The 16,741-nt window shown below is 55.2% G+C and carries 17 protein-coding genes; 1 reads left to right on the forward strand and 16 read right to left on the reverse strand.

The annotated features are described in order from the left end of the window. Positions 1–52: 52 nt before the first annotated feature. From ACYVHB_RS04355 to ACYVHB_RS04410, 12 genes are all read right to left on the reverse strand, one after another. Complete coding sequence (locus tag ACYVHB_RS04355) at positions 53–583, reverse strand: hypothetical protein (protein ID WP_461049936.1); 531 nt, start codon at positions 581–583, stop codon at positions 53–55. Positions 584–620: 37 nt separating this feature from the next. Beyond that, on the reverse strand, positions 621–1,763 hold the full coding sequence (gene hisC, locus ACYVHB_RS04360; protein WP_461049938.1) for a histidinol-phosphate transaminase: 1,143 nt from the start codon (positions 1,761–1,763) through the stop codon (positions 621–623). A gap of 21 nt (positions 1,764–1,784) precedes the next feature. Continuing rightward, a complete protein-coding gene (locus tag ACYVHB_RS04365; protein WP_461049940.1) occupies positions 1,785–2,240 on the reverse strand; it encodes an RES family NAD+ phosphorylase in 456 nt (151 codons plus the stop codon). Then, the gene (locus ACYVHB_RS04370; RefSeq protein ID WP_461049942.1) at positions 2,240–2,671 is read right to left on the reverse strand and encodes an antitoxin Xre-like helix-turn-helix domain-containing protein; all 432 of its coding nucleotides are present in this window, start codon (positions 2,669–2,671) and stop codon (positions 2,240–2,242) included. Before ACYVHB_RS04370 ends, ACYVHB_RS04365 begins: the two co-directional genes overlap by 1 nt. A 72-nt stretch (positions 2,672–2,743) precedes the next feature. Further along, entirely contained in the window at positions 2,744–3,259 is a 516-nt protein-coding gene (locus ACYVHB_RS04375) for a peptide deformylase (RefSeq protein WP_461049944.1), read from the reverse strand. After that, positions 3,256–4,440 (reverse strand): aminotransferase class V-fold PLP-dependent enzyme, encoded by a 1,185-nt coding sequence (locus tag ACYVHB_RS04380; RefSeq protein WP_461049946.1) that lies wholly within the window; start codon positions 4,438–4,440, stop codon positions 3,256–3,258. Before ACYVHB_RS04380 ends, ACYVHB_RS04375 begins: the two co-directional genes overlap by 4 nt. A gap of 12 nt (positions 4,441–4,452) precedes the next feature. Beyond that, positions 4,453–5,049, reverse strand: coding sequence for a hypothetical protein (locus ACYVHB_RS04385; protein ID WP_461049948.1), 597 nt, complete (start codon positions 5,047–5,049; stop codon positions 4,453–4,455). 39 nt (positions 5,050–5,088) lie between these two features. Then, positions 5,089–6,378 (reverse strand): histidinol dehydrogenase, encoded by a 1,290-nt coding sequence (gene hisD / locus ACYVHB_RS04390; RefSeq protein WP_461049950.1) that lies wholly within the window; start codon positions 6,376–6,378, stop codon positions 5,089–5,091. Between the two features lie 74 nt (positions 6,379–6,452). Then, a complete protein-coding gene (hisG, locus tag ACYVHB_RS04395; protein WP_461049952.1) occupies positions 6,453–7,313 on the reverse strand; it encodes an ATP phosphoribosyltransferase in 861 nt (286 codons plus the stop codon). 389 nt (positions 7,314–7,702) lie between these two features. Further along, entirely contained in the window at positions 7,703–8,173 is a 471-nt protein-coding gene (locus ACYVHB_RS04400) for a YcbK family protein (RefSeq protein ID WP_461049954.1), read from the reverse strand. 179 nt (positions 8,174–8,352) lie between these two features. Continuing rightward, positions 8,353–8,910 carry a Uma2 family endonuclease gene (locus ACYVHB_RS04405; protein WP_461049956.1) on the reverse strand — a complete coding sequence of 186 codons (558 nt, stop codon included), beginning with the start codon at positions 8,908–8,910 and terminating at the stop codon, positions 8,353–8,355. 64 nt (positions 8,911–8,974) lie between these two features. Continuing rightward, positions 8,975–10,027 (reverse strand): SMP-30/gluconolactonase/LRE family protein, encoded by a 1,053-nt coding sequence (locus ACYVHB_RS04410; RefSeq protein ID WP_461049958.1) that lies wholly within the window; start codon positions 10,025–10,027, stop codon positions 8,975–8,977. 176 nt (positions 10,028–10,203) lie between these two features. On the opposite strand from ACYVHB_RS04410, the gene ACYVHB_RS04415 reads away from it, so the two are divergent. Continuing rightward, positions 10,204–11,238, forward strand: a complete 1,035-nt coding sequence (locus ACYVHB_RS04415) for an SMP-30/gluconolactonase/LRE family protein (RefSeq protein ID WP_461049959.1) — start codon at positions 10,204–10,206, stop codon at positions 11,236–11,238. Positions 11,239–11,242: 4 nt separating this feature from the next. On the opposite strand, the gene ACYVHB_RS04420 is transcribed toward ACYVHB_RS04415, so the two are convergent. The 4 genes from ACYVHB_RS04420 to ACYVHB_RS04435 all read right to left on the reverse strand — a co-directional run bounded on the left by ACYVHB_RS04420 (position 11,243) and on the right by ACYVHB_RS04435 (position 16,542). Continuing rightward, entirely contained in the window at positions 11,243–12,568 is a 1,326-nt protein-coding gene (locus ACYVHB_RS04420) for a spinster family MFS transporter (RefSeq protein WP_461049961.1), read from the reverse strand. A 47-nt stretch (positions 12,569–12,615) separates the two neighbouring features. Next, positions 12,616–13,269 carry a tetratricopeptide repeat protein gene (locus tag ACYVHB_RS04425; protein WP_461049963.1) on the reverse strand — a complete coding sequence of 218 codons (654 nt, stop codon included), beginning with the start codon at positions 13,267–13,269 and terminating at the stop codon, positions 12,616–12,618. Between the two features lie 26 nt (positions 13,270–13,295). After that, positions 13,296–15,467 (reverse strand): TonB-dependent receptor, encoded by a 2,172-nt coding sequence (locus tag ACYVHB_RS04430; protein WP_461049965.1) that lies wholly within the window; start codon positions 15,465–15,467, stop codon positions 13,296–13,298. Between the two features lie 148 nt (positions 15,468–15,615). After that, complete coding sequence (locus tag ACYVHB_RS04435; RefSeq protein WP_461049967.1) at positions 15,616–16,542, reverse strand: LytTR family DNA-binding domain-containing protein; 927 nt, start codon at positions 16,540–16,542, stop codon at positions 15,616–15,618. Between the last annotated feature and the right edge of the window lie 199 nt (positions 16,543–16,741).

Consider the following 16,741-nt stretch of genomic DNA (forward strand, 5'->3'; position numbering starts at 1 on the left):
TTCCAACTGACTTACTCACCGACTGACTAACTCACCAACTGATTGACGGATCTTAAAAGTTATACCGTATCCCCAGCCCCGTATTCAGGTTCAGGAAAAACGGAGCCTGAAGAAGTTCGACATAGAGGCCGGTTTCCAGAAAGAACGAATACGGCTTGCTGGCCGGGAACAATTCCAGCCCCGCAATTCCGGAGCCGCCCAGCGACAGGGCACTTTCGTACTGACCGTTGAGCCGGTTGGCGTAGTACCGGCGTGTGTTAACCTGCCCGCCAAATCCATAGTAACCACGCAGACTTTCGCTGCTGGTCAGGGCTTTATGCCACAAATAATGACCCTGAACACTCAGGCCGACGCTTCGGTAATCGCCGTCGCGGTAGTTGCGCCGGTTGCCGTAGAGTCCGCCATACGTACCAAAATTAAGGTCGAAGGCGTGGTTGCTGCCAAAGTATTTGCGGATGTTCACCCCCGCTGGTTCGCCCAGCCGGAAACCCACCGACCAGTTGTTGTACTGCGCCTGCGCCCGGTTCGGCGCGATGAGCCAGCCCAACAGGACCAGTGTAAACCACAGAATCGACTTTTTCATAAGTACGCTACTATTCGTTTTTCACACGTTCCAGTCACTACGCGTTCGATACTAACTCCGGTTTCGTCGCAGATTCACCCGTACCCAGTGGTAAATCCATTGGCGTGGATGCGTTATCAGGGTGTTTAAGCACATCCAGCAGTCGGTTGTTTTCAGCTTGCGTACCAACGGTGATGCGCAGACAACCGGCGCAACCAGTTACTTTCGAGCGATCCCGCACAATCACCTGATGAGCGATCAACTGGTGAAACGTACGGTCAGGATCGGTAAACTGCACTAACAGAAAGTTGGCGTCGGATGGGTGAATGGCCAGCACTGAAGGCAAAGTACGCAGGTTATCGGCCAATAGTTGCCGTTCAATCAAGATTTCACGCACCATTATCTCTTTATCGGTCTCGTGATCGAGTGCTTCGAGAGCGAGCGCCTGCGTTGGGGCCGAGATGTTATAGGGTGGCTTGATTTTGTTCATTACCTGAATCAGTTCTTCGCTCGCGAAACACATGCCCAGCCGCAGTCCCGCCAGCCCCCACGCTTTCGAGAACGTTTGCAGGACCACTAAATTGGGATAGTTGTCGAGTTCGCTCGTCCAGGAAGGCGCATCCGAGAAGTCGATGTAAGCCTCATCCACAATCACTAACGAGTGATCGGCCGCTTGGAGTATTGTACGGATCGCGTCATCGTGAAGTCGATTACCCGACGGGTTGTTGGGCGAACAAAGCCAGATCAGCTTGGTCGTTTCACTGATTGCCGCCAGCACCGCCGGTACATCGACCTGAAAATCGGGCGTCAACGGCACTTTGGTCACGGCCACGTCATTGATCGTGGCCGACACTTCGTACATGCCGTAGGTGGGCGGCATGATGAGGATACGGTCCGACGATTCGGAATCTGTGCCGGGCGTACAGGTGGCCCGCACGAGCAGGTCGATGGGTTCGTCGGAACCGTTACCCAGAAAAATCTGCTTTGCCCGGACGCCCTTGATCGGAGCCAGCCGTTGCTTGATGGCCCATTGGTGGGGATCGGGGTAGCGGCTGAAATCCCCTTCCGACGAAGTTGACCCGAGGGGATTTTCATTAGCATCCAGAAACACGCCCTCTGTGCCGGTGTACTCGTCGCGGGCGGAGGAGTAAGGCGTCAAGGTCAGGATGTGAGGACGGAGGAGTTGAGTGAGTTGAAACATACTACGTACGCAAATGGGCTATTAATGACCAAAGAAGCGTTCATCGAAATGAAGTGGTTCAAAGTCCAGTACCTTCATCAATTTAAACGTCCCGTGACTGGGATTCAACAAATAATTATGCTCGGCTTTTACCAACGCCGAGGGAACTTTCAACAGAATTGAAGATTCACTAACAAGCCATTGATCGCCAATAGTTTGTGTTTGCGTATATTCCTCCCGCCAGGTATTGGACAAAGCCGCCGGATCGACCGCGTTGATGAAAAGGTCATCAGGAACATACAGAACGATAATTGAATAGTCATCAATGGGTCGATTGCGGGAGATATGCACTAAAACTTCCAGAATAGCCAGTGAGCGACTTGCTGCCGTATACAGCATGTAATTACCCGCTGTGTTCCAGCGTCCACCGGCTAAGTAAGCACCCGTTCCGATTAAGTCCTGCTGGTATTGTCGTTTTGAAACGCGGTAGACTTCCATCAGGCCAGCACACCATAGGCAATCCGAATGAGTTCATCCTTAACGGCCTGAATACCCGTATTCGAGGTTAATAACCCAATTGGCTTATCGTGCAATGGAAGACTCGGCGTGTGCAGCCAGTCATTAAAATAGTCTTTACCAAGTACGTGTTCGCCCCACTCAAAAAGAGAAGCCAGTGTCACAAGTCGGTCAGCAACGGTTTCACTCAATTTATCGGTGTCTTTATAACGTTGCAGATTGCGGGGGGTCACGGGTAACAACTGGATAATCTCACGTTCATCGACACCTAACGAATCAGCCAATCGCTTTATGGTTTGCTTTGGCAAACCACTACTCACCAAATGAGCCAGATCAGTTCCAGTCTGGACTCCTGAACGGACCGGAATAAACTGTTGACCACCTAATCGTTGATACACTTTTGCGGGTGTCATTGTGTTTTATGGAATAATTTCTCCAAATATACGGACATTTTTCGTCAGCACAACTTTGGCAGAACCGGTAAGTCATCCTGCCACCCGATCCATTACCGGCGTTGGTCGCCACCGGAACGATTGTGCATCGACGGCCCGCATGGTGCAGAGAACGCCGTTCAGATGGTCGTATTCGTGCTGTAACAGTTCCGACAGGCTCCAGTCCGTCACATTCCAGGTGTGCGGTTGCCAGTGTTCGTCGCGGAAGGTCATGGTCAGGCTGCGGTGTCGCCGAACGCGTACCAGCAAGTTGGGAAAGCTCATGCAGTCATCCCAAAGTTCGGCTGTTTCGTCGCTGAGGATTGTGAATTCAGGATTGATGATGACGACGGGTTTGTCGATGTTAATATAAATCAGCCGTTTCATAATGCCGAGTTGTGGGGCCGCAATGCCGCGCCCAAACTGGTACGTGGCCCGGATCTCCTCCATCACATTGTGCAGATCAGCGACCCAGCCCGGCACCAGCGGCCGTTCCGACTCCAGCACGGGTTCGCCCGTTTCGTACAGGCGCGAGTCGCCCAGTAGCAATAGATCGGCGAGGTGTTTCATGCCAAAATCCGTTCGAGCGTTTCGATCAGCGTATTGATTTCCAGATTCGTGTTGAAGTAATGCGGAGAAATTCGTAATGCACTCGTGGTCATTCCTTTGCGGTCGTAGTCTAAGATAGCGGCTCCGTGTGTACTGAGCGACGTATTGATGCGCTCGGCTGACAAGGCAGCTTTGATGTCCTCCGCCGGTTTGCGGTCGCTGAATAGCGTAACGATGCTCGACAGGTGTTCGCCCTCGTCCAGCAACCGCAAACCCGGTAGGTTGGTTAGCGAATCCCGCAGGTAGTTACACAGCTCGGCGTTGCGCTCCCGGATGTTGTCCAAACCTACGTTCAGGGCGTAGCGATGGGCTTCGGCGGCTCCCAGCACCAGCGCGTACGGAAACTCCCAATCCTCGAACCGAAGAGCCGTTGGCACCGAGCGAAACTCATTTGCCGACTCCCACGATGCCCCGTGCAGGTCGATGAACAGGGGCGCGTATCCTTCCGAGAGGACTTTATCCGATACGTACAGAAAGCCCATGCCACGCGGCCCGCGCAGAAACTTCCGGCACGTAGCGGTCAGAAAATCACATTGAATTTGAGTCACATCAACCGGCAACTGCCCCACCGACTGACACGCATCGACCAAATACAACACGTCGTATTCGCGGCAAAGCGGGCCAACGGCCTCCACCGGCTGGACCAAACCCGAGTTAGTCGGTACGTGCGTAACGGCCACCAGCCGGGGCCGCAACGACTTGATTCTGGCGGCCATGTCCTCGACCGAAACGCCACCTTGGGGATCATCATCTGCCCGCACGATCTTGATACCAAACCGCTTTTGCAGCGACAGGAACGCGATCTGATTCGATACGTAATCGTTGATGGTGGTCAGGATAACGTCGCCCCGCTCGAACGGTATGGATGACAATCCACGGGCGTAGGCATCGGTCGCATTGGCCGTTGCCGCAATGTTTTCGGGTTTGGTGTTAAGCAGATCGGCGGTGGTGGTGTAAAATCCCTGGATGGCAGCCTGGCGCAACTCGGCCGCTTCGTAGCCACCCAGTTCGGTCTCCAGGGCAATATGGTTAATAATGGCGTCGACCACGGGCTTCGGCATGAGCGACGCTCCGGCATTGTTCAGGTGAACGACGTGCCGGGTGCCGGGCGTATCGGCGCGGAGCGTGTCAAGATCAATCATTGAGGACAACTGTCATTCGTTCAAACGAGCAGCTTTGATGGGATGAACTGACCAGCGATCCTCAGGAGCCATCCTAAAATCTCTGCCGTGTTTTAGAAAATATAATATAGGCAATCTCGTATCTGCATTAACTACCCTTACCATCGTCATCCCGCTCACCAATCCGTCGTGGCAGTCTTTGCTTGATACCTTAATTTTTGGCCAAGAAATATTACTGGCCGTAGTTCCTTTTACTTCAAGTGGCTCAACATTGTCACCAACCACTAACTCCAAATCTGCGCCTTTGATGCCCGCTCTAATTTTTGAGTTGGGAATCCTCGCTATCAAATAATCAGCTACGATTTCGACCGCTACTTTTCCAACATCGCTATTATTCTTATTGATCGCATTCGAATATTTCCCCTTCAGTTCGTCATACCTCGTTTGGTCGAGTTCAATAGTATCGTAGAAATACTGACCATCAAATTTCACAAAAGGCTCGATGATGTTTGTCCCTTCAGACTTACCTACTGTTGTATTAGTTCTCGAAATGAGCCGTGCACCAAGTTTTGGAAGCAGAGCAAGCAAGAGATCAACTTCCTCATCCGGCACTTCGATAAGTAATCTCACTATAATCGTAAGTTTATTTTCCAGCAAGTTAACAAAAAATCAGCCCGCGACCGTCTCCGCCAAACTCGCTAACCGGATGCTCACGGCCCGCTTATGGGCGTCGAGCGATTCAGCTTCGGCCATTGCTTCCACCACCGGTCCGAGCCGCTGCAAACCGGCTGGCGTGATGTGCTGCACAGTGATTTTCTTAACAAAACTGTCCAATGACACGCCACTGTACGCCCGTGCAAACCCGTTGGTCGGCAGGGTGTGGTTCGTGCCGGATGCGTAGTCACCCGCCGATTCGGGGGTGTAGTTGCCGAGGAAAATAGACCCGGCGTTGATGATCTGCTCCGCCACGACTTCGGCGTTTTCGACGCTCAGGATTAAGTGCTCAGCAGCGTAGGCGTTGAGCAGGTCAATCGCGTCGGCGGCCGTATCAACCAGAATCGCCTTGCTATTTTCCAGTGCTTTAGCCGCCAGGTCACGCCGGGACAGCTTGTTCAACTGCGTGTCCAGCGTCAGGTTAACACTATTAATCAGGCGTTTGCTGGTCGACACAAGCAATACCTGACTGTCACTTCCGTGTTCGGCCTGCGACAGCAAGTCAGCCGCCACGAAGGATGGTACGGCCGTATCGTCGGCGTAGATGGCTACTTCGCTCGGACCGGCGGGCATGTCGATGGCCATGCCTTCTTTGGCGACCAGCATCTTAGCCGCCGTAACGTATTGGTTACCCGGCCCGAAAATCTTGTAAACGCGCGGCACCGACTCCGTTCCATACGCCATTGCTGCGATGGCCTGCGCCCCGCCAAGGCGAAACACCTTCGTGACGCCCACCAGCCGGGCAGCAAAATAAATGGCGGGGTGATTACCGGGCGTACATAACACGACTTCGCGGCAACCCGCCAACTGCGCCGGAACGCCCAGCATCAGCACCGTGCTGAACAGCGGAGCTGTGCCACCCGGAATATATAACCCAACTTTTTCGATGCCCACGCTCTTCCGCCAGCACACGACGCCCGGCATCGTCTCAATCTTTTCGATGGGCTGCCGCTGCGCTTCATGAAACGTGCGAATGTTCTGGTACGCCTGCCGGATGGCCGCTTTCAGTTCGTCGCTCAGCAGGTCCTCAGCCGCGTCGAGTTCGTCAGAACCAACTTCCAGTTGGTTCTTGGCCAGTTCGATCTTATCAAATTTCTGCGCCAGTTCAACCAGCGCCCCGTCGCCCCCGGCCCGAACCTGAGCCAGAATCGGGGCAACGACTGCTTCAATCTGCTGCGTCGACTGCACAGGGCGGGCCAGCAAACGGGGCCACTCAGCGCGGTCGGGGAAAGGAATGATTTGCATAAATGAATAATGGCTAATGTAGAATGAATAATGGTTAATGCACAATGACTCCGTATGTTGTCATTATTCATTCTTTAGTAAATCATTTTCTCAATCGGGATCACCAGGATACCCTCGGCACCAGCGGCCCGGATGGCTTCAATGTTTTCCCAGAATTCGTTTTCGTTCAGCACCGAATGCACCGAACTCCAGCCTTCCGTGGCCAACGGCGTAACAGTCGGGCTTTTCATGCCCGGCAGCAACGCGGTGATCTGACCGAGGGCGTGGTTGGGCGCGTTCAGCACAATGTATTTGTTGTTCTTAGCCGCCTGCACCGACTTGATTCGGAACAGCAATTTATCGACTAACGCCCGTTTGTCGGTATCCAGTTCGGGCCGGGCGATGAGAATGGCTTCCGACCGGAAAATCGTTTCCACTTCCTTCAGGCCATTGCTGAGCAACGTACTCCCCGAACTGACAATGTCGCAAACAGCTTCGGCCAGCCCGATGCTTGGCGCAATCTCCACCGACCCGCTAATCTCGTGAATATGGGCACGGACGCCCTGCCCGGTGAGGTAGCTGCCCAGCAGATTCGGGTAAGACGTAGCAATGTTTTTGCCTTCCAGATCCTGAATACCAGTCCACTCAATGCCGCGCGGAATGGCAATGCTCAGGCGACATTTAGAAAAGCCCAGTTTATGAACGGTCTCCAGCGGCCGACCGGTTTCCACAGCCACGTTCTCACCAACGATACCTAAATCGGCCACGCCATCTTCGACGTAGCCGGGGATATCGTCGTCGCGCAGGAACAGAAATTCAGCGGGGAAGTTGGACGAAACGGATTTGAGTTTACCGGTTCCGTAGTCGAAGCGGATACCGCATTCTTTAAAAAGCTGGTAGGAATCCTCGCTCAGGCGACCGGATTTTTGAAGGGCAATGCGAAGTAGGGAAGACATGAAGGAAATGTATGATGTATAATCGGGGGCGCCCGTGCGGTGTGATGGCGCTCACACATTACATGTTCTAACGCTTTCTGACAGAAACCAACGCCGTCTACCATTGAAGCAGAGCACGGTTCAGTAAAGCAGGGCAAAAGTACGGGAAAAACGGGACGGCAAACGGTTCGCGTTGGCTCAGCAGCCGCGAGAATGGCGACGATGTCGGAAGGAGGAAGCGGTAGCCCGTTTGGAGATCATGGGCGCAAAGGTAAAGTGAGGCCGTGAGACCGGCAAGGTTTCTTCATTAGAAAACACCCTCGTACACCCCTCCTACCTGAGCGAAGTCCCGGTGAAAGAGAGAGGTGTACGAGGGTATTTTCTGAGTCGGCTACAGCTTGGCAACCTGCTTATTCCAGCCAGTCAGCGTCGGAACCCCGCGTATCGAGATGGACAAAGTTTTGGGTTGGATAAACACCAATACCCCCACGAAAAGCAAATGAACCGTGAACTTCGGGTAAGTTAAACTCGTCTCCTCGATACGAGTTTAGTTTTTGACCCCAATCCTGAGCTGTACCTGATTTGCAATGAAAGTCGATAGCCATAAATTTAATGTGAAACGAAGCGGCTGCTCCGCCAATGGCCATATTGTAGGCCGGAGAGCGGTAGCTGCTGTTTATAAATATAGGCGCTCCGAGTTCTGTACGGAGCCGCTGGAGTACGACTAAGGTGGGAACCATGTTCAGCCACAGCGAATCGGGAGGAGCCGAATTTTTCTGTCCATCTCTGACCTTCGACCAGTACGGTGTGAACTCAGCCCCCTGGAAGTTGGGTAAGCTGAGATTGTCGATAAACTTTTCGAGTAATTGAGCTTTTGTCATGGCAGAAGAAGGTTTATTCTGACCTCGTTAAATCAAGATCAGGCCGTTTCAATGCCAAAATAAGCGCACGAATTCGGGGTAAGCACCAGGGAAATTCCCGTATTTGTGCGGGATGAATCACCCCTTTTTTTGAGTACTATCCCGTATGTCGTTTTCCTTGGACCAGCAAGGTTTCTGCGTCAGAAAACGCCTTCGTACCCTTCGTTGATGCGTATTGTAATGTCAAGCGAAGTCACCGCAAACGAGTCGTTCAGGTCGGTGAAGGCGTATTCCCATTTGGTGCCCGTGCGCTGATAGACTTCAACCAGCGGTTCGGCCTGCGAGACGATCAGGTAACATTCCACCGACGGCATGCCAACGTATTCATGAAATTTCTGGTCGTGATCAACACCTGACGAGTTCTCGGACATTACTTCGACAGTCAGCACCGCCCGGTTCGCTACGTGCGTATGCTCAGTGTCGTCAGCGGGGACGACCATGATATCGGAGTAGCGGTATTTCCGGCCGGGAACGGTGCGCAGTTTGACGTTATGAGTGAAACTATTAACTGATTTTCCTTTCGGAACTCTACGCAAAGCAGCATAGACGTTTCCAGCAATCTCATTTTCCTTCTTCGATTCTCCCGGCATTTCAATTAAGATTCCATCAACGAACTCGTGCTTTTCCTCGGACGTGAGTTCGAGTTTCAGATATTCGTCCACGGTGTAAAGGCGCGTTGCCGTTTCTTCCACTACCATAATGCGTCAGGCCGGTTGTTGTTCGTGGTGAAATCACTGGTTTCGTGCCGTATATCAAATTATGCTACGGCAGTTTTATCCGATACAGCCGGAAGGGGTAATCGACTTTGTCCTGCCCGTTGTTGTATTTTTTGGTGCGGTGAATCTGCGCGGCCGTCAGGTATAGGTAGCCGTCCGCCCCAACGGCAAAACTGTCGGGCCAGAGCAGGCGGCTGTCGCGCACAAGGGTTTCGAGCCGACGGTCCGGCGCGAGGTACCGAACGGCTTTGGTCGGCGAATCGGTTAGGTAGACGTTCCCCTTCGCAACCGCAATCATACCGTGCGATACGCCCGTTTCGGCCATCGTCTCTACGTGCGACGACACCTCGGCGGGCGACAGGGCGGGGTTAGTCAGGTGCTCGGTTGCAATGCGAAACAGCTTGGTCTGGGTAATGGGCCGGTAGTAGAGATACCGGAAATCGTCGGTCAGGGCAATACCGTTAACGTTGCTGCTGAACGATTTACCTTTGTCATCCTTCACTTCCTGCCCGTCAATTGTGAGTTTATATTCCGGGGCAGCTTTGGTCGATTTATCCCCTTCCAGTACGCTCCGGCTTTTGCCCGTGTTCAGGTCCAGCACCACAATAGCCCCGCGTTTGGCGTCCGACAAATACGCCACCTGCCTGCGCGTATCAACCCGAACATCGTTCAGGCCCGTGCGTTCGCGGGGCAAATCCTCAAAGCGGTAAACTTTCTCGACCTGATTCGTAGCTAAGTTAATTTTCAGCAACTTGATACCCGCAACAATGGGCGGCTCTTCGCCGGGATTGGCCGGATCGAGCACCGCAGCCTGCACGTTGACAAAACGTTCCTGCGGCTTCAGCGAATCCCACTGATTCCATTCGGAGTTGGGGTACGGCCGTCGCTGCTCAGCAACAATCTCAGCTAAGCCATACTCGTAGTTTTCGGGTGTTTTGGGGAAGGTTATGAAAATGCGCCGTTCCTTCGACACGCCCACGCCGATGGGCTGGTGCTTGCCAAACTCGGCAACTTGTTCGAGTTTGGGCGAGATGGCAGGTTGAGCCGGGCTGGTTAATGCGCTCATTAGGCTAATGCTGACAAATAAGACGGTTTTCATGGGTAGACTGCACTTGATAAACAACCCATATGTAACGTCGGCTGTCGGTCAAGGTTTCAGAAAAATGCGTTAATGAACGTTGCCAGTGCCGTTGGCTAATCTTACCCGGTTCTGATAACCTTCGGGTCGGTCACGCGGTTGGAGAACCGACCCGGTTAGTCCGTCTCTGCAACGTTATGAGTCCATTGAGTTTTTGTCGACTGCTTTCGTTAGTACTTTGCGTCGTCAGCGCATCGGCCTTTGCCCAACCCACCCAATACGCCACCATCGGTCAGGTTGTGCGTACCGATCCGCAACTGAACCGGCTGATTCTGGTCGACGCGAAGATCGAAATCATCGCGTCGGGCTTTGGGCACCTGGAAGGACCAGTCTGGGTAAAAGACAGTAATCTACTGCTGGTCAACGACACCAAAGCGCAGATCACCTACAAATGGTCGCCCACGGAGGGCCTCTCGAAATTCGTTGAGCATACCGGTTACACGGGTCGGCTGCCCTACGGTGAGAAACCCGGCTCCAACGGCATGACCGTCGATGGGCGGGGGCGGATCATCGTCTGCGACCACGGCGACCGGCGCATCGCGGCTATGCCCCTGCGCGGCAAAGGCGGCAAACAAACCCTGACCGACAACGTGGCCGGGAAACGCTACAACAGCCCCAACGACGTGGTGGCGCACCCAAACGGCAGCTTGTATTTCACCGATCCGCCCTACGGCCTGCCCCTCAAAGCTGACGACCCCACCCGCGAATCGACCTCCAACGGCGTGTATCGGCTGACGGCCACGGGCACGGCGACGCTGCTGACGGATGACGTACTGCTGCCCAACGGACTGACGTTTTCGCCGGACTATAAAACCCTGTACGTAGCGCAGTCCGACTCAACGAAACCACTCATCATGGCTTTTCCCATACTGGCGGATGGTTCGCTGGGCAAGGGACGCGTCTATTTCAACGGGGCCTCACTGCCGAAACTTCGCCCGAAAGAAGTGTTCGATGGCTTGAAAGCCGACCAGGGCGGCAACCTCTGGGCCACCGGGCGGGGCGGGGTGCTGGTGATCGCGCCAACGGGGAAACTGCTCGGCCGAATTGACACGGGCGAAGTAGTCGCCAACTGCGCCTGGGGCGACGATGGTCGTACGCTGTACATCGCGTCGGAAATGTTCCTGTGCCGGATCAAAACGAACGCAGCCGGAATTGTGCCGGGACCAAAGTAGTCCCTCACACCGCTACTTCCGCCCGTACTGCCGTTCGGAACGCGCCCATTCCCCACGCGTAACTCGCCAGCGCCAGTGTGCTGCCCGCCACCATGACGATGGCCAGGGATTTGTGAATCTGCAACTCATCCTGAAAAACGTAGTCCGTCAGCAGGGCCACGAGCGTCGGGCCGAAGCCCAGCGCGATCATATTCAGGATGAGCAGATACACCGCCGAGGCCATCGCCCGCGCCTGATTGGGCATGATTTCCTGAATGGCCGCCGACGACGCACCCAGCGGAAACGCCACAAAAAAGCACGGAATGGCCAGCAGTCCCACCGCTACGTTCGGGTTCGTGATGAGACAAATGCCCGAACTCAGCAGAATACTCACAGCCGCAATGACGCCGACGCGCAGTTTGCCATCGGCATAGCCCCGACGTGTGAACCAGTCAGCCAGCCGCCCGCCCGTCATGATGCCCGCCGTGGAGAAAACGGTAATCAGTAGTCCGTAGAGCAGACCGATCTGACCGCTGGTCCAGCCGAACCGGCGCACGAACAGCGTTGGCATCCAGGCGGTGCTGGCGTAGGCCACGAGCGACACGAACGTGATGCCGAGCGTGACGCCGAAAAACGCCCGCCGTTTCTGTCCGATGAGCCGGAACACGTCGCCAATGGACAGCGTTTCGGTTTGTCCGGCTGCGTTGGTGAGCAGGTTCCGACGGGCCGGTTCACGGACCACAACCCGCACCAACAGAGCCAGCAGTAGCCCCGGCAGGCCAATGTAAAAGAAAATCAGTTGCCACGAAAAGACCGTTCCAACCAGCGGAAGCGTCACCGTGGCGGGGCCGCTGCCCATGCCCACCAGCGCGGCCCCGATCAGCACGGCGATGCCCGAACCCAGGTAAACACCGGCAGAGTACACGCTGATAGCGGTGGCTAATTTCTCCTTCGGGAAGTAATCGCTCAGCATGGAATAAGCAGCGGGCGAAAGCGCGGCCTCCCCCACCCCAACGCCCACCCGTACCAGAAAAAACTGCGTGTAGGTTTTCACTATGCCCCCCAGTGCCGTCATCAAACTCCAAACCGCAATACCCAGCACGATGACATTCCGGCGGTTGGCGCGGTCGGCCAAACGGCCAATGGGGATGCCCAGCACGGTGTAGAACAAGGCAAAACTCAGGCCCATCAGCAGACTCACTTCCGTATCGGTGAGGTGCATATCACGCTTGATTGGCCCAACGAGCAGACTCAGGATCTGCCGGTCGATGAACGACGAGACGTAGGCCAGCATCAGCACGAAAACAACGGACCATGAGTAACGTAAAGACGGTTGCGGTTGGGGAGTCATGGTGGTTCAGGGGTTTGAGACAGAACCCAAAACCACCTGATTCCTACTTACTTCCCAGCCCCCGCTTCCCCGCATTTGCTCACAATCCGCTCAGCACTGGTGCGGCCCCAGTGCGGCTCAATGCCCGTTGTCGGTTCGGTGGTGTACAGTTGCAGTGCTTTGATCGCTAATTGGCAGGCCATCGGCTTGTCGCCCCCGAAACCGGCTGGAGCCGAGTTGCGGAGTTGAGCCAGCAACACCAGCGCCCGTGGGTTGTTGGGATTCTGCTGCATGGCCCGTTGCAGCGCGTCGGCACCGAGGGCGGAGTATTTGGGGCCGCGCCCCATGAAATCGACGTTGATGCGGGCGAAATGGACCGTCGCCATCAGGCACGACACCTCCGAATTGGCCGGACTAAGCGAATCGGCCCGGTGGGCGAACGTTTCGGCCTGATCGGCCCAGCCATCCACGCGGGCCTTATCCGGTTCTTTATTGGCCATACTCATAGCACACATACCGGCGTAATAGTGGGGCAGCCAAAGCGATTTTTCCGCCTGCCCGATGCGGCTGAACTGGCCAATTAGCGATTGAATCGTTGCGGCCGACCGCGCCGTGTCATACGTCGCGACGGCGGTTTCCATGGCTTTCTCATACTTGGCCGACTGCGCATTGCCAACTGAACTGACGGCCAACAGGCCAATGATGGTGATGAGGGTTTTCATGATGGTAAACTGGTTTTTAGGTGAATTTATAATTGACTGTTAATGATTTCCTGCCGCCGGTCCACGCCGAGGTTGACGAACAAACCCACGAAGACAAACGGGTTATTGTTGGGCACGATGGCTTCCCGGCGCTGCGGGTCTCTTGCTGAGTAGGTGTAGCCGAACACCTGCCGGTTATTCAGCACGTTGCTCACCGTCAGCACCAGTACCGACTGCGTTTTGCGGATGCTCATCAGGTGCGCGACGTTCAAACCCAAATTGTGGTAAGCAGGCGTACGGTCGGTCATGAACTGGTCGCGCGAACGGTTGGGGTTCGCATAGGGCCGCCCGGATGCGACAGTGTAGGCCAGCCCGACGTTGGTTTTGATGCCCGAAAAGAACCGCTTGACCACCACCGACGCCGTGTGCCGGGCCGCAAACGAGGGCTGCACCAGCATTGGGTAATCCAGAAACTGCCGTTTGGTGTCCAGAAAAGAATACGAGAGCCAGTAATCCACACCCTTCACCGTTTTCTTGTCGCGAAAGAACAACTCGAAGCCCCGCGCGTAGCCCCGTCCACCGCTTTCGAGTGTGGGCTGCGTCCGAATCAGATTCGCGTAGCGTTTGGCGTAGACTTCCGTCCTAAACGTGCGGTCGTTGGCGGTTTGCTGGTAGCTGACAATGTAGTGATCGGCGCGGGTGTAGTTCAGATGGGCCGATTGAAGCAGGTAGGGCCGGTCGGGTTTCTGATAAAATTGCCCATACGACACCGACAGCAACCCGTTGTCCCCCGCGCTGTAGCCCAGGGCCAGCCGGGGAGCCACATTCAGCCGGTTCAGCCGCGACGAATACTCCGCCCGCACACCCACCCGCGCCGACAATCGGTCGGTTAGGTACGATTCCGTTTCGGCGAATACCGCCCCGAACGAATCAGCGTACCGCATGGTGTTGCGGCTCTCCGTCACTCGCTGAAACTCCTGCCCAACGTGTAGCCGCGTCCGGGACAGCACCAATTTAGAGAACACGTTCCTGACCTGATAAAGCGACGAATTGTCAGCCACAAACACTAATGAATCAGGGCGGTATTCCTGGTCAAACCGGGCGGCTACGTCGGTCTGGTCGGCATTGCGACTGTAAGAAAGTCCGGCTTTCCACGTCCAGCCGTTCGGCAGTAACTGCTTGTAGGTTAGATTACTGTACAGATTTTGATTGCGCAGCCCAATGCGGTTTGTCACATTTGCATAGTTGAGGTTTGGGCGGTCGAGGGTCATCTGACCAATGCCGCCGTTAACGAATACCTTCAACAAACCACCGCTGCGAAACTGCCGCCTGACGAAGGCGTTGCCGTCCCAAAGGCGCGGTGCCTGCAAAAACGGGACCGTCCCCGGTGCCAGCGTGTTGTACAAACCCAGATTCGTGTGACTGACGCCACCGCCGTAACTGGTTTTTCGGTCGCGGCTCACCTGCGTCAGCCCGGCACTCGCCAGAATGGGCGACAGGCTGAACTCGGCGCTGCTTTTGACCGGCATATCCTCGGTTTCGAGCACTAAGGCCGATGACAGCGCCTGCCCGTATTGCGCCGAATAGCCACCGGTCGAGAAAAACGTGCCCTTAAACAGACCCGGCGAAAACCGACTGCGGGCCGCCATATTCGACGGGCTGCTGTAGGTGAAATTGCTCACAGCCAGCCCATCAATAAATACTTTCGTTTCGGTACCGGTGCCGCCCCGCACAAACAGATCGCCACTTTCGCCGATGGCCTGCGCACCCGGCATGGTCTTCAACGCCGAGGTAATATTGCCGTCGGTAGCGGTCGTGAGCACCTCCAGCGGACTCAGCACGGTGTATTTGTTCTTGTCGGTCAGGTCGAACAGGCGCGGCCGGACCGTTACGTCGGCGAGGGTGAGCGATTTGGTGGTGAAAATAACGGACAGTTTGAGCGTCGGCTTGCCGGTCAGTTCAACCGTCGGGGCAACGGCGACGAAGCCGGGCGCATTGGCCGTGAGCGTGAACGAACCGGTTTCTGACGTTTCAAAGGAAAACTCGCCTTTCGCATTCGTGGTCGCGCCATCGTAGGTTCCGTCGAGCGTCAGGCTGGCGTTGGCAAGGGGGCGGATGCCGTTGTACGTAACGGTTCCTGATACACGGGTGGTTTGCGCCAGGAGCGTCAGCGGTAAAATCAGCAGAGCAGGTAGCAGGTAAAGATGGACACGTTTCATGGCCGGTCAAGTTTGTCGTGGCGAATTGCTGAGACAAACATGGCCGGTCAAATTCGCCCCCACAATAGGGTGGGATGAGTGACAAGCCGGACGGGATAAAAACGCGGAATCTGGGTTGTTTGGACCGTTTTGGGGACGAATGGGAAGCCTACTGAACAGCCGCCAGCCGCGCATCGAAGGCGGCTAAGTAGCTGCGCGACACGGGCACGGTGATGCTCGTGCCGGTCAGCGTTAGCTGGTAACCACGGGCGTTACCTTCCGTATGGCTCACCATGTTCAGGTTGACCACAAACGCGCGGTGGCAACGAAAAAACTGCGGATAGCCGGTCAGCGCCGTTTCAACTTCTTTAAGTGTGGAGCGCAGTACCGTCTTTTGCGGCTGGTTTACGTTCAGCCAGTGCACGTCCACGTAATTCCCGACCGACTCCACGTACAACAGTTGGTCGGGCAGCAGACTCAGCCGCTCTTTGCCATTTTCTGAAAGCAGCAACAGACGCTGCGCCGGTACTCCGTCCGGCGGGGGCTGCGGAGTTGGCTGGGATGGGATTGGCGCCATCTGACTCGGTTCGCCACGATGGGCTAACTGATTATTCAGCGTCTGGGCATGGGCGAGGTTTCGTTTCAACCGCCGTTGCTCAGCCACGAACACGCCCAGCATAATGGGGAAAAAGCCGATGGCCGTAACCAGCAGGTACATCTGCCCAAACGTTGGCCCTCCAACATGGAGCAATTCCAGAATGAGCTGATTGCTGCAACTGATGCCAAATAACACAAAAAGCGTTTGGAGAATGTGGCGCCCCACGGTCCAGCGGTCTTCGTCGTAGAATGCGGGCCATAGTTTAGGAACAAGCACATTCGCCACAAGAACGACGACGATCATACCCACCGATAGCCCCGCCACGACGCCCATACTGCCAGGATCGTTAAAGCTCCTGTTCAACAAACACACAAACAGAAAGACGTACACACCGGCCTGCAACGCCAGCGGCAAGTGATTCCTGAGGCTGAATTCTTCGGCAAGGGGTCGGTTCAGGAAAGAGCGAAGGGGGCTAAGCATATCGACAAAAATAGCCATTTTAGAAGACCTGTAAGAACTTTGCGTAAGCAATTCAGGGCTTTGCACCGCCATTTTCCAGGCCCGACAAACTTGGCTTACATCCCCTGGAAACATCCGTGAAAACGGGTAGTGTGCGCGTCCGGTTGGCTTTACGGACGAATGGCCCCGCGAACTGCATCAGCGGTTGGTTTGCCGATTTGCGTTTAATCTGATTACC

The sequence above is a fragment of the Spirosoma arcticum genome (assembly GCF_054779955.1).

What these genes read in the sequence shown, in the direction of transcription:
- ACYVHB_RS04380 (WP_461049946.1), bottom strand. Translation starts at nt 4,440, where the DNA reads ATGATTGATCTTGACACGCTCCGCGCCGATACGCCCGGCACCCGGCAC.
- hisG (WP_461049952.1), bottom strand. Translation starts at nt 7,313, where the DNA reads ATGTCTTCCCTACTTCGCATTGCCCTTCAAAAATCCGGTCGCCTGAGC.
- ACYVHB_RS04355 (WP_461049936.1), bottom strand. Translation starts at nt 583, where the DNA reads ATGAAAAAGTCGATTCTGTGGTTTACACTGGTCCTGTTGGGCTGGCTC.
- ACYVHB_RS04375 (WP_461049944.1), bottom strand. Translation starts at nt 3,259, where the DNA reads ATGAAACACCTCGCCGATCTATTGCTACTGGGCGACTCGCGCCTGTAC.
- ACYVHB_RS04435 (WP_461049967.1), bottom strand. Translation starts at nt 16,542, where the DNA reads ATGGCTATTTTTGTCGATATGCTTAGCCCCCTTCGCTCTTTCCTGAAC.
- ACYVHB_RS04370 (WP_461049942.1), bottom strand. Translation starts at nt 2,671, where the DNA reads ATGACACCCGCAAAAGTGTATCAACGATTAGGTGGTCAACAGTTTATT.
- ACYVHB_RS04400 (WP_461049954.1), bottom strand. Translation starts at nt 8,173, where the DNA reads ATGACAAAAGCTCAATTACTCGAAAAGTTTATCGACAATCTCAGCTTA.
- ACYVHB_RS04420 (WP_461049961.1), bottom strand. Translation starts at nt 12,568, where the DNA reads ATGACTCCCCAACCGCAACCGTCTTTACGTTACTCATGGTCCGTTGTT.
- hisC (WP_461049938.1), bottom strand. Translation starts at nt 1,763, where the DNA reads ATGTTTCAACTCACTCAACTCCTCCGTCCTCACATCCTGACCTTGACG.
- hisD (WP_461049950.1), bottom strand. Translation starts at nt 6,378, where the DNA reads ATGCAAATCATTCCTTTCCCCGACCGCGCTGAGTGGCCCCGTTTGCTG.
- ACYVHB_RS04365 (WP_461049940.1), bottom strand. Translation starts at nt 2,240, where the DNA reads ATGGAAGTCTACCGCGTTTCAAAACGACAATACCAGCAGGACTTAATC.
- ACYVHB_RS04425 (WP_461049963.1), bottom strand. Translation starts at nt 13,269, where the DNA reads ATGAAAACCCTCATCACCATCATTGGCCTGTTGGCCGTCAGTTCAGTT.
- ACYVHB_RS04415 (WP_461049959.1), top strand. Translation starts at nt 10,204, where the DNA reads ATGAGTCCATTGAGTTTTTGTCGACTGCTTTCGTTAGTACTTTGCGTC.
- ACYVHB_RS04405 (WP_461049956.1), bottom strand. Translation starts at nt 8,910, where the DNA reads ATGGTAGTGGAAGAAACGGCAACGCGCCTTTACACCGTGGACGAATAT.
- ACYVHB_RS04410 (WP_461049958.1), bottom strand. Translation starts at nt 10,027, where the DNA reads ATGAAAACCGTCTTATTTGTCAGCATTAGCCTAATGAGCGCATTAACC.
- ACYVHB_RS04430 (WP_461049965.1), bottom strand. Translation starts at nt 15,467, where the DNA reads ATGAAACGTGTCCATCTTTACCTGCTACCTGCTCTGCTGATTTTACCG.